The sequence below is a fragment of the Streptomyces sp. NPDC013317 genome, from assembly GCF_055563155.1.
The window spans coordinates 19,478-29,942 of sequence record NZ_JBVHDX010000008.1 but is presented as its reverse complement, the minus strand read 5'-3'; the positions used below and the strand labels follow the sequence as shown (position 1 = coordinate 29,942).

The window sequence follows — 10,465 nt, the reverse complement described above, 5'->3', positions numbered from 1 at the left end:
TCCCCCGTATGTCGAAGCGCGTCATGAACCCCGCCGTCCGTACCACCGCCGTCGCTCTCGCCACCGCGGGTCTGGGAGTGTCGCTGGTGGCCGGTGCAGGGTCCGCCTTCGCCGCCGAGGGCAAGGCCGCCACCATCGCGACTGCCGCGACCGGTGCGTCCGCTGCCGTCGCCGCGCAGGCCGATGCCCAGGCCCAGGCCGCCGTGAAGGCCGCCGTCGCCAAGCAGGCCGCCGCCAAGAAGGCGGCTGTCGCCAAGGCCGCGAAGGCCGCGAAGGCCGCCCCGGTCGCCGCCAAGAAGGCGCCCTCCTGGGTCAAGCCGGTCGGTGGCTACACCCTGAGCGCCAGCTTCAACCAGGGCGGCGCCATGTGGGCCCACAAGCACTCCGGCCAGGACTTCGCCGTTCCGGTCGGCACCCCGGTCAAGGCCGCCGGCGCCGGCACCGTCGTGAAGGCCGGCCCGAACGGCGGCGGCGACGGCCCCGCGTACGGCAACGCCATCGTCGTCAAGCACGCCAACGGCAAGTACTCGCAGTACGCCCACCTGTCGAAGATCAACGTGCACATCGGCCAGAAGGTCGGCGCCGGTCAGAAGATCGCCCTCTCGGGCAACACCGGCAACTCCTCCGGCCCGCACCTGCACTTCGAGATCCGCACGACCCCGAACTACGGTTCCGCCCTCAACCCGGCCGCGTTCCTGCGCTCGGTGGGCGTCACCATCTGACCTGAAGAACGCCTCACCGCGCGCTGTGCGCCTGGGTGATCAGATCGAGGGCGACCTCGAGGACGGCTTCACGCTTCTCCTCGGGGTCGCCCTCGACGTTGTCCATGAAGAACATGCCCGAGTGCAGGGCGAAGATCGCGCTCACGCAACGCACGCGGTCGATCACGGCGAAGTCCGGCTCCTGGATCAGGCCGCTCAGCTCCAGCAGCCGCTCCTTGAAGGTCATGCCGATGCTCAGCTCGCGCACGGCCGCCTGGTTCTCCTGCATGAAGCGGAACAGAGGGGCCGCGCCGGCCAGGGACTGCTGGTAGCGGCGGATGATCTCCTCCTTGACCTCCAGCGTGCGCGGCTGCTCCTTCGCCCAGTCGATCAGTTCGTCCATGGGCCGGGTGAGGTCCTGGAAGATGCCGATGATGATGTCTTCCTTGGTCTTGAAGTGGTAGTACAGCGCGGCCTTCGTGACATCGAGGTGCTCGGCGATCTCCCGCAGCGAGGTCTTCTCGTAGCCCTGTGCGGCGAAGAGTTCCAGGGCCACGTCCTGGATGCGCTGGCGGGTGTTGCCTCGGGCCATGGCTGCTCTCCACTTTCCACAAAACTTACTTGACGACCGGCAAGTTACACGTCTACCGTCCCCAGTGTAGTAACTAGCCGGGCGGCAAGTAAGGGAATGACATGGCTGCGCAGTCGACCACCACCACACCGAGCGAGGCGACGGAGGCGCCACCGCGCAGCGTCCGCGTCGTCCTCCTCGCCCTCATGATCGCGATGCTCCTCGCGATGCTGGACAACATGATCATCGGCACGGCCATGCCCACGATCGTCGGCGAGCTCGGCGGCCTGGAGCACCTCTCCTGGGTCGTCACCGCCTACACCCTGGCCACCGCCGCCTCCACCCCGATCTGGGGCAAGCTCGGCGACATGTTCGGCCGCAAGGGCGTCTTCCTCACCTCGATCGTGATCTTCCTGATCGGTTCGGCGCTCAGCGGCATGGCCCAGGACATGGGCCAGCTCATCGGCTTCCGCGCGGTCCAGGGCCTCGGCGCCGGCGGTCTCATGGTCGGCGTCATGGCGATCATCGGCGACCTCATCCCGCCCCGGGAGCGCGGCAAGTACCAGGGCATGATGGCCGGCGTGATGGCCCTCGCCATGATCGGCGGCCCGCTCGTCGGCGGCACCATCACCGACCACTGGGGCTGGCGCTGGTCCTTCTACATCAACCTGCCGCTCGGCGCCGTCGCCCTCGCCATGGTCACCACCGTCCTGCACCTGCCGAAGAAGCAGCGCGCCACCGGCACCCGGATCGACTTCCTCGGCGCCGGACTCCTGACCGTCGGCATCACCGCGATCGTCCTCGTCACGACCTGGGGAGGCACGGAGTACGCCTGGGGCTCGGCCACCATCGTCGGTCTCGCGGTCGCCGGAGCCGTCGCGCTCGCCGCCTTCCTGTACGTCGAGACTCGGGCGAGCGACCCGATCATGCCGCTGCACATCTTCCGCAGCCGCAACTTCACCGTGATGTCCCTGATCGGCTTCATCACCGGCTTCGTGATGTTCGGCGCGGTCCTCTACCTGCCGATCTTCCAGCAGTCCGTGCAGGGCGCCTCGGCCACCAACTCCGGTCTGCTGCTCCTGCCGATGCTTCTGTCGATGATGGTCGTCTCGCTGCTCGTCGGCCGCTTCACCACCAGCACCGGCAAGTACAAGATCTTCCCCATCGCCGGCGGCGCGCTGATGGTGGTCGGCCTCTTCGCGCTCTCCACCATGGACACCGGCACCTCGCGGCTGGTCTCCGGCGTCTGGATGGCACTCCTGGGAGCCGGCATGGGCTTCCTGATGCAGATCACGATGCTCGTGGCGCAGAACAGCGTCGAGATGAAGGACATGGGCGTCGCCTCCAGCTCGACGACCCTCTTCCGTACCCTCGGCTCCTCCTTCGGCGTCGCGATCATGGGCGCGCTCTTCACGAACCGCGTCCAGGACGAGATGGCGCAGCGCGGCGGCTCGGAGCTGACGCTGCACTCCGCCCAGCTCGACGCGGCCTCGCTGGCGAAGCTGCCGGACGCGGTGCGCGAGGCGTACCAGCACGCGGTGGCCGTCGGCACCCACTCCGCCTTCCTGGTCGGCGCGGCGGTCGCGGTCCTCGCCTTCGTCCTCGCCTTCCTGGTCAAGGAGGTCGCGCTGCGCGGCGCCGGACCGGAGAAGGGGCCGCAGGGCTCGGATGAGGCGCCGAAGGTCGCCGAGACCGTCTGACCCCTCCCGCGAGCGTGAAGGGCCCCGGCACACCTGGTGTGCCGGGGCCCTTCGTGCAGTGCAGTGCCGTGCCGTGCGGTGCGGTGCGGTGCTGGGCCGTGCGGTGCCGTGCTGGGGCCGTGCGGTCCCTGTCCTCAGTCCGCGAAGGAGATGATCGGGAAGCTGCCCGTGTTCGTCGGCGCGTGGTCCGGCAGCCAGAGCACCGCGATCGCGCCGCCCGCCCCCTGAGGTGTGCCCTCGGGAGCGGCGTTACGGAAGGTCAGCCGGGCGCCGAGGACCCGGGCCTGCCCCGCCGCGATCGTCAGACCGAGCCCGTGCCCCTGCCCCGCACGGTCGCTCGCGCCGGTACGGAACCGGCTCGGGCCCTCGCGGAGCAGCGCCTCGGGGAAGCCGGGACCGTGGTCCCGTACGCGCACCACCCGGCCCTCGACCGTCACCTCGACCTGCGGCTTCCCGTGCTTGGCCGCGTTCGCCAGCAGGTTGATGAGGATCCGCTCCAGGCGCCGCGGGTCGGTGCTCACCCAGGACTCGTGGACCACGTGCACCACGGCCTCCGGGTCCAGCGCCCGGACCCGTCGCTCCACGAACTCCCCGAGAGCGATCTCCTGCAGCTCGGCACGCTCCGACGCGCTGTCGAGCCGGGCGACCTCCAGGACGTCCTCGACCAGCGTCCGCATCGCCTGCGCCCGGTCCCGCACCAGCTCGGTGGGGCGCCCGGGCGGCAGCAGCTCCGCCGCCGTGAGCAGCCCGGTCACCGGGGTGCGCAGCTCGTGCGCGATGTCGGCGGTGACCCGGCGCTCGGCCTCGATGCGCTCGTGGAGGGCGTCGGTCAGGGCGTCCACCGCGCGGGCGAGGTCGTCGGTCTCGTCGCGTACGACTCCGCCGATGGCGTCCCGTACCCGTACCTCCGTGTTGCCCTGCGCGACCCGGCCGGCCGCGGCGGCGGCCTTCCGCAGCCGGCGCGAGAGCTGACCGCCGATGAGCACGCCGAGCGCGCAGCCGCCCATGACGACCGAGACCGAGCCGATGATCAGCGCCCGGTCGAGGTCCTTCATGATCGTCGCACTGCGGTCGGCGAACGGGATGTGCAGGGACAGCACGTCGCCGTTGGCCAGGGGCACGGCCGCCCAGACGTCCGGCGGACCTCCGTGACGGTGTTCCTGTACGTACGTGCCGCGGCGCCTGTCCCGCATCAGCTGGTCGAGCTGAGGCGGCAGCATCGGGTCGTTGATCTTCGTACCGAACCGCGGTTCCTTCGGCTTGGAGCTCTCGTACAACCGCTGCGCGAACAGCAGCCGCTCCATCTGCACCTCGCGCGCGTTGTCGAGCATCGAGACGCGCGCCGAGTTGTGCACGACCAGGCTGAGCGTGACCGCGATGAGGGCGCCGACGGCGGCGATGGCGACGGCGATCTTCCAGCGGACACCGGTACGGAGGGCGGGCGGCCTCACCTGCGGACCCGCATCGAACTCTCAGGCATCGGACGTGGTCATCCCTTGAGTTTGTAGCCGAAGCCGCGGACCGTCTCGATCCGGTCCTGGCCGATCTTCGTGCGCAGCCGCTGGACATGGACGTCCACGACCCGGGTGTCGCCACCCCAGCCGTAGTCCCAGACCCGCTCCAGGAGCTTGTCCCGGGACAGGACCGTGCCCGGCGCCGAGGAGAACTCGAGCAGCAGCCGCATCTCGGTCGGGGTCAGCCCCACCGGAGCCCCCGCCCTGCGGACCTCCATGCCCTCGGTGTCGATCTCCAGGTCGCCGAAGACCAGCAGGCCGCCCTCGGGCGTCCCGTCGGCCGCCGGGTCGCCGGGCCCCGGGCCGCCTGCGTGGCCGAACCGGCGCAGCACGGCCCGGATGCGGGCCACGAGCACGGACCCGTCGAAGGGCTTGGTCACGTAGTCGTCGGCCCCGGCCTCCAGGCCCAGGACGACGTCGATGGAGTCGGCGCGCGCGGAGAGCATGATCACGGGGACGGTCGACTCGTCACGAATGCGACGGCACAGACTCACCCCGTCCATCCCCGGCAGCATCACGTCGAGCAGCGCGATGTCGGGCCGGTCCGCCCGGAACGCCTCCAGGCCCGACAACCCGTCGGGCATGGCGGTCACCACGAAGCCGTCCCGCTCCAGTGCGAGCTGGGTGGCCTCGCGGATGACGTCGTCGTCCTCGACGAACAGCACATGGGTCTCGGCCATCGCGCGCCCTTCCCTTACCTTCCGTTCAGCTGCCGCTCGGCGCGGTCGTCGCGGCGCCGTCGATGCCGCCGTCGCCGACCGCGCGACTGTAGTCGTTGTGCACCCAGTCGTGCTGGGAGAACCTGCTTCCCGCCCAGCGGTACGTGATCACGTCCTCGCCCGAGGGATACGCGACCGGGTCGCCCTTGGCGTACACCTGCTTGGTCACGACCAGATCGCCCCGGTCGATGGTGGCGTACACCGCCGCGTCCTCGGCCATGAAGACGTTCTTGTAGCCGTCGCCGTCCTCGCGGTACACGTACGTGCCGATGCCGACGGCGTCACCGCAGGTCATCACGTTCACGACCACATCGGGCTTCGTACCGCCGGTCAGGTTCCCGTAGGACGTGTCCACCGGGTACGCGTCCGCGACACAGGGTTTGAGGTCCGCCTTCAGCCGTTCCCCGATCTTCGGGTCACCCTTGATCAGCGCGATCGGGTCGACCCGCTGGGCGGGCATCTGGCCGACGGAGGCGGAACCGGAGGGGGACGGCGCGGGGGCCACCGAACCCACCTCGTCGGCGCGGGCCGCGCCTTCGTCACGGGAGCCCGTACCGCCGGTGGAACAGGCGGTCACGAACAGGCCGACGGCGGCGAGCACGGCCACCGCCGAAATGCTCACCGCCTTGAGGGTCCGACGGCGCGGGCCGCCGGGCCCGTCGTCGCCGTCGTATCTGGCGCCTAGGCCGCGCACCGGTCCTGCCCCCGTTCGTCACGTCGTACGGTCGACCGCTCCAGAGCACGGGCGTCCTCGACACCGCGGCTCTCCAGTTCCTGCCGCAGTCGGGCCAGTGCGCGGTGGAGCGTGGACTTCACCGTACCGGTCGACATGCCGAGCGCGGCCGCGGTCTCCTCGGTGCTCATCTGTTCCCAGTGCCGCAGGACGACGACGCTGCGCTGCTTCGGGGCGAGGACCTTGAGGATGTCCATGAGGAGCGCGCGGTCGGCGTGCTGCTCGGTGGCGTCGTCGACGGACGCGTCGGGCAGCTGCTCGGTGGGGACCTCGTCCAGCTTGCGGGCGCGCCACCACTCCGTACGCGTGTTGATCATCACGCGGCGGAGGTACGCGTCGGCGAGGGACTTGTCGGCGATGCCGTCCCAGCGGCCGAAGGTACGGACGAGAGCGGTCTGGAGCAGGTCCTGGGCGTCGACCGGGTCGGGGACGAGCCGACGGGCGCTGCGCAGCAGCGCGTCCTGGCGCGTCCGTACGTACTCCTCGAAGTCGAGCACCTCGCCGTGCGGCATACCGACCGCCTCCATCCCCGTGACCTGCTTGTTCGCTTGACGGAGATGACGCTACGGAGCGCTTGTCACGAGGTTGTGCGAGCAGGCCGTCGACAGACACACGGCTGTCCATCGGTTGTGTAACAGGGGCCGGAAGTGGGTAAAGGGGCGACTTCCCGTGGGCGGGGACCGGCGTCCTCCGGGTACGGGACCCGGAGGAGCCACGGCCCGCGCCCGCCAAGACCGTGGAGCCGGGAAGGCCAGGCCCGTCAGGACCGGGGGACGCCACGACCGTTTACGCCGGGAAGGCCGGGCCCCTCAGGACCGGGGGAAGGCCCGGCCCGTCAGGACCGGGGGACGCCAGGACCGTTTAGGCCGGGACGGCCGGGCCCGTCAGGACCGGGGGGAGGCCGGGCCCGTCAGGACTGGGGGAGGCCGGGCCCGTCAGGACTGGGGGAGGCGGTACTCCGCGTTCTCCAGGGGCTCCACCAGGCCGTCCGCCACCAGGCCGTCCAACGCGCGGGCCCGCTGGACCGGGTCGTCCCAGACCGCGTCCAGGGCGGCCTGCGCCACCGGGCCGGGCGCGTCCCGCAGGACCGCGAGCAGCCGGCCCCGTACCTGCCGGTCCGTCCCCGCGTACGTCTGGCCGCGGCGCGGCGGCCCGTCGTGGGCCGGTTTGCCGGCCAGCCGCCACGCGCACCGGTCGGCGATCGGGCACCGCCCGCAGTCCTCGTTCTTCGCCGTGCACACCAGCGCGCCCAGCTCCATCGAGGCCGCCGCCCAGCGTGCCGCCGTTCCCTCGTCCTGCGGCAGCAGCTCCCGCGCGAGCCTGCGCTCGGCCGCGGTCGTCGCGTTCGGCGGGTACTGCACGCCCGTCGCCGCCCGGGCGAAGACCCGGCGGACGTTGGTGTCCAGCACCGGATGGCGCTGCCCGTACGCGAACGAGGCCACGGCCGCCGCCGTGTACTCGCCGATCCCGGGCAGGGCAAGCAGCGCCGCGTGCTCGCTCGGCACGTCGCCGCCGTGCCGCTCCGTTATGGCCACGGCCGCAGCGTGCAGCCGCAGCGCGCGCCGCGGATAGCCGAGCCGGCCCCAGGCGCGGACGGCCTCGCCCGGCGCGTCGGCGGCGAGGTCGGCCGGGCGCGGCCAGCGCGCCAGCCACTGCTCGTACACCGGCAGGACCCGTACGACCGGAGTCTGCTGGAGCATGAACTCGCTGACCATCACGCCCCACGCGCCCGCCTCGGGGCGGCGCCAGGGCAGGTCGCGGGCGTGCCGGTCGAACCAGGCGAGGACGGGCCCGTGCAGTGCGGCGGCGGGCGCCGGGACGGCCGGGGCGTCGAACACAGGGATGGGGGCATCGGTGGAAGTCATCGCACCCCCGATCCTGGCACGTCCTGCGCGCGTTCAGCACGCGCCGTGGCGGACGCCCTCGGGGCGCGTGGAGGCGCGCGGGCGCGGCCCGCGCCCCGCGCACCACAGCACGGCGCCGTTCCGGCTCGACCGCGCCGCCTCCACCGCCGCCCGTACGGGCCGGTCCGCCGCCTTCACGGCCAGGAACGCCACCGGGCCGCCGAGCAGCGGCGAGCGAGGCGGGTGCGCCGACGACCGCCCGGCACGGACGCTCCTCGTCCACCAGCGACTTGAGCGCCTCGCTCACCACGTACCCGCAGGCGGTCGCCCATCGAGAGGGAGATCGTCGGAGACGGTGTGCATGGTCGGCGACGCCAACCGGGGGCCGATGCCCGGCACCCGGGGCGAACGACCACCACCACCCCCGACGAAAGTGGGGTATTACGGAGAGGGACGCGTGCCCCGGATGTGATCATCGGCAAAACTTGGTGCCTGGGGCGGCGGGTGGGGCGGGAGTTGGAGCCGATCTCTCGTAAGGTTCGTGGCGTGGGATCACTGCGCAATCCGGTCGGGCCGCTTCCCTCCTCCATCTACTGGCGACGGAGGGCGGTCGCGCTGTGCCTGATCGCCCTGATGGCACTGATCGCCATCTGGGCCGTCACCTCCGGCGGAGGCGGCGGGAAGAAGCCCGACGACTCCGCCAACGGCTCTTCTCCCGCGCCCTCAATCACTCCCGGACCCTCCGGATCCGGTCCCGCGATCAGCGAACAGCCGGGCGGCCGCGACGAGTCGGGCGAGTCCGGTGAGAACTCCGGCGGGGACGGCGGTGACGGCGGCGGCGGTACGGACGCCGGCGCGGGCGGTGACGCGGGCGGCGGGGCCGGCGGCAAGAACGGCGACACCGACGGCGGAGGCGGTGACGGAGGCGCGGGCTCGAGCGCGGGCCAGCAGGTGCCGGCCGACTCCCCGCTGCCGAACTGCGCTCCCGGATCCCTGCAGTTGACCCTCCGTAGCGCCCAGGTCTCGTACGCGCCGGGCGAGAAGCCGCGCTTCCAGCTGGTCGCCAGGAACACCTCGGCCGCCGACTGCAAGACCGATCTCGGTCCTGGCAACGCGGTTCTGACGGTCAGTGACGATCAGGACGACGACGTCTGGTCCTCGAAGGACTGCCCCCGCCCGGCCGGCGCCGTCTTCGTCAGGGTCCCGGCGGGTTCGGAGATCACGCGCACCGTGGAGTGGGACCGCGCCCGCAGCGCCCCGCAGTGCGCCACCGCCCCGGCGGCCCCGGTGGGACCGGGGACGTACCTGGTGGAGGCGACGCTGCCCGGCGTGAAGGTGTCTCCGGCTTCGTTCACACTGGCCAAGGACTGACGGGTCCGGGCTGACGACCCAGGGCTGACGGTACGCGGAAGGGGCCGTACGGGATTCTCCGTACGGCCCCTTCCGCGTACCGCTGCATGACGTACCGCTGCCGGACGGGCCTCCGGCTAGACGTACCGCTCCAGGATCGAGGACTCCGCGAGCCGGGACAGGCCCTCGCGGACGCTGCGGGCCCGGGCCTCGCCGACACCGTCGACGGTCTGCAGGTCGTCGACGCTGGCCGCGAGCAGCTTCTGCAGGCCGCCGAAGTGCTCCACGAGCCGCTCGATGATCGCGCCGGGCAGCCGCGGGACCTTGGCGAGGAGCCGGTAGCCGCGCGGGGAGACCGCGGAGTCGAGGGTCTCGGGGGAGCCGCTGTACCCCAGGGCCCGTGCCACGATGGGGAGTTCGAGGAGCTCCGCGTGGGTGAGCGCGTCGAGCTCGGTCAGCGCCTCCGGGACCGTGCGCGAACGCTTCGCCGTGGGCTCCGGCACGTAGTCGCGGATGACGAGCTCACGCTCGGGCTCCACGCCCGCGATCAACTCGTCGAGCTGGAGCGAGAGAAGCCGGCCGTCGGTGCCGAGCTCGACGACGTACTCGGCGATCTCGGTGGCGATCCGGCGGACCATCTCCAGGCGCTGGGCGACGGCCGTGACGTCCCTGACGGTCACCAGGTCCTCGATCTCCAGCGCGGAGAGCGTGCCGGCGACCTCGTCGAGACGGAGCTTGTAGCGCTCCAGGGTGGCGAGCGCCTGGTTGGCGCGGGAGAGGATCGCGGCCGACTCCTCCAGGACGCGACGCTCGCCGTTCACGTAGATGGCGATGAGCCGCATCGACTGGGAGACGGAGACGACCGGGAAGTTGCACTGCTTGGAGACCCGGTCCGCGGTGCGGTGGCGGGTGCCGGTCTCCTCGGTGTGGATGGAGGCGTCCGGCACGAGCTGGACACCGGCCCGGTGGATCTTGGAGATGTCCTTGTCGAGGACGAGCCCGCCGTCGAGCTTGCACAGCTCGCGCAGTCGGGTCGCGGTGAACTCGACGTCCAGCACGAAGCCGCCGGTGCACATCGAGTCCACCGTCTTGTCCATGCCGAGCACGATCAGACCGCCGGTGTTGCCCCGCAGGACGCGCTCGAGGCCGTCGCGCAGTGCGGTGCCGGGAGCGACCGCGCTGAGGGCCGCGCGCATCAGCGCTTCGTTCCCGTCCTTGGCTGCCACTGCTCTCCTCCGGCTCGTACGGATGGGCGAGACCAGGGCAAAGTCTAGCGACACCGCCCCGCGCCCCTCCGCCGCACGCCGGAGCGCACCGCTTCTCGCCCCGAGTG

The 10,465-nt window shown here is 71.7% G+C and carries 11 protein-coding genes; 3 read left to right on the top strand and 8 right to left on the bottom strand.

Features of this window, described 5'->3' with window-relative positions:
- Positions 1-8 precede the first annotated feature (8 nt).
- Positions 9-722 (top strand): M23 family metallopeptidase, encoded by a 714-nt coding sequence (locus ACZ3IJ_RS21125; RefSeq protein WP_467470335.1) that lies wholly within the window; start codon positions 9-11, stop codon positions 720-722.
- 13 nt (positions 723-735) lie between these two features.
- Here the strand turns inward: ACZ3IJ_RS21125 and ACZ3IJ_RS21120 are convergent, their stop codons facing one another.
- A complete protein-coding gene (locus tag ACZ3IJ_RS21120) occupies positions 736-1,293 on the bottom strand; it encodes a TetR/AcrR family transcriptional regulator (protein WP_467470333.1) in 558 nt (185 codons plus the stop codon).
- A gap of 101 nt (positions 1,294-1,394) precedes the next feature.
- Here ACZ3IJ_RS21120 and ACZ3IJ_RS21115 point away from each other — a divergent pair, with 101 nt between their 5' ends.
- The gene (locus ACZ3IJ_RS21115; RefSeq protein WP_467470331.1) at positions 1,395-2,972 is read left to right on the top strand and encodes an MDR family MFS transporter; all 1,578 of its coding nucleotides are present in this window, start codon (positions 1,395-1,397) and stop codon (positions 2,970-2,972) included.
- A gap of 134 nt (positions 2,973-3,106) precedes the next feature.
- Here ACZ3IJ_RS21115 and cseC read toward each other — a convergent pair whose 3' ends face one another.
- The 6 genes from cseC to ACZ3IJ_RS21085 all read right to left on the bottom strand — a co-directional run bounded on the left by cseC (position 3,107) and on the right by ACZ3IJ_RS21085 (position 7,995).
- The gene (gene cseC / locus ACZ3IJ_RS21110; RefSeq protein WP_467470329.1) at positions 3,107-4,423 is read right to left on the bottom strand and encodes a two-component system sensor histidine kinase CseC; all 1,317 of its coding nucleotides are present in this window, start codon (positions 4,421-4,423) and stop codon (positions 3,107-3,109) included.
- A 38-nt stretch (positions 4,424-4,461) separates the two neighbouring features.
- Positions 4,462-5,166 carry a two-component system response regulator CseB gene (cseB, locus tag ACZ3IJ_RS21105; RefSeq protein ID WP_467470327.1) on the bottom strand — a complete coding sequence of 235 codons (705 nt, stop codon included), beginning with the start codon at positions 5,164-5,166 and terminating at the stop codon, positions 4,462-4,464.
- A gap of 25 nt (positions 5,167-5,191) precedes the next feature.
- A complete protein-coding gene (locus tag ACZ3IJ_RS21100) occupies positions 5,192-5,899 on the bottom strand; it encodes a hypothetical protein (RefSeq protein WP_467470325.1) in 708 nt (235 codons plus the stop codon).
- On the bottom strand, positions 5,887-6,450 hold the full coding sequence (locus tag ACZ3IJ_RS21095; RefSeq protein WP_383180754.1) for a SigE family RNA polymerase sigma factor: 564 nt from the start codon (positions 6,448-6,450) through the stop codon (positions 5,887-5,889). The genes ACZ3IJ_RS21100 and ACZ3IJ_RS21095 overlap by 13 nt, the downstream gene beginning before the upstream one ends.
- Positions 6,451-6,873: 423 nt before the next feature.
- Positions 6,874-7,803 carry an HhH-GPD family protein gene (locus tag ACZ3IJ_RS21090; RefSeq protein ID WP_467470322.1) on the bottom strand — a complete coding sequence of 310 codons (930 nt, stop codon included), beginning with the start codon at positions 7,801-7,803 and terminating at the stop codon, positions 6,874-6,876.
- A 33-nt stretch (positions 7,804-7,836) separates the two neighbouring features.
- Positions 7,837-7,995 carry a hypothetical protein gene (locus tag ACZ3IJ_RS21085; protein WP_467470320.1) on the bottom strand — a complete coding sequence of 53 codons (159 nt, stop codon included), beginning with the start codon at positions 7,993-7,995 and terminating at the stop codon, positions 7,837-7,839.
- A gap of 333 nt (positions 7,996-8,328) precedes the next feature.
- Here ACZ3IJ_RS21085 and ACZ3IJ_RS21080 point away from each other — a divergent pair, with 333 nt between their 5' ends.
- Positions 8,329-9,153: a hypothetical protein gene (locus ACZ3IJ_RS21080; RefSeq protein WP_467470318.1), complete on the top strand. Its 825-nt coding sequence runs from the start codon at positions 8,329-8,331 to the stop codon at positions 9,151-9,153.
- A 116-nt stretch (positions 9,154-9,269) separates the two neighbouring features.
- On the opposite strand, the gene disA is transcribed toward ACZ3IJ_RS21080, so the two are convergent.
- Positions 9,270-10,328, bottom strand: coding sequence for a DNA integrity scanning diadenylate cyclase DisA (disA, locus tag ACZ3IJ_RS21075; protein ID WP_383222575.1), 1,059 nt, complete (start codon positions 10,326-10,328; stop codon positions 9,270-9,272).
- Between the last annotated feature and the right edge of the window lie 137 nt (positions 10,329-10,465).

Excerpts from the sequence above, each read along its gene's own strand:
- ACZ3IJ_RS21125 (WP_467470335.1), top strand. The coding sequence starts at position 9 with ATGTCGAAGCGCGTCATGAACCCCGCCGTCCGTACCACCGCCGTCGCT.
- ACZ3IJ_RS21120 (WP_467470333.1), bottom strand. The coding sequence starts at position 1,293 with ATGGCCCGAGGCAACACCCGCCAGCGCATCCAGGACGTGGCCCTGGAA.
- ACZ3IJ_RS21115 (WP_467470331.1), top strand. The coding sequence starts at position 1,395 with ATGGCTGCGCAGTCGACCACCACCACACCGAGCGAGGCGACGGAGGCG.
- cseB (WP_467470327.1), bottom strand. The coding sequence starts at position 5,166 with ATGGCCGAGACCCATGTGCTGTTCGTCGAGGACGACGACGTCATCCGC.
- ACZ3IJ_RS21095 (WP_383180754.1), bottom strand. The coding sequence starts at position 6,450 with ATGCCGCACGGCGAGGTGCTCGACTTCGAGGAGTACGTACGGACGCGC.
- ACZ3IJ_RS21090 (WP_467470322.1), bottom strand. The coding sequence starts at position 7,803 with ATGACTTCCACCGATGCCCCCATCCCTGTGTTCGACGCCCCGGCCGTC.
- disA (WP_383222575.1), bottom strand. The coding sequence starts at position 10,328 with ATGCGCGCGGCCCTCAGCGCGGTCGCTCCCGGCACCGCACTGCGCGAC.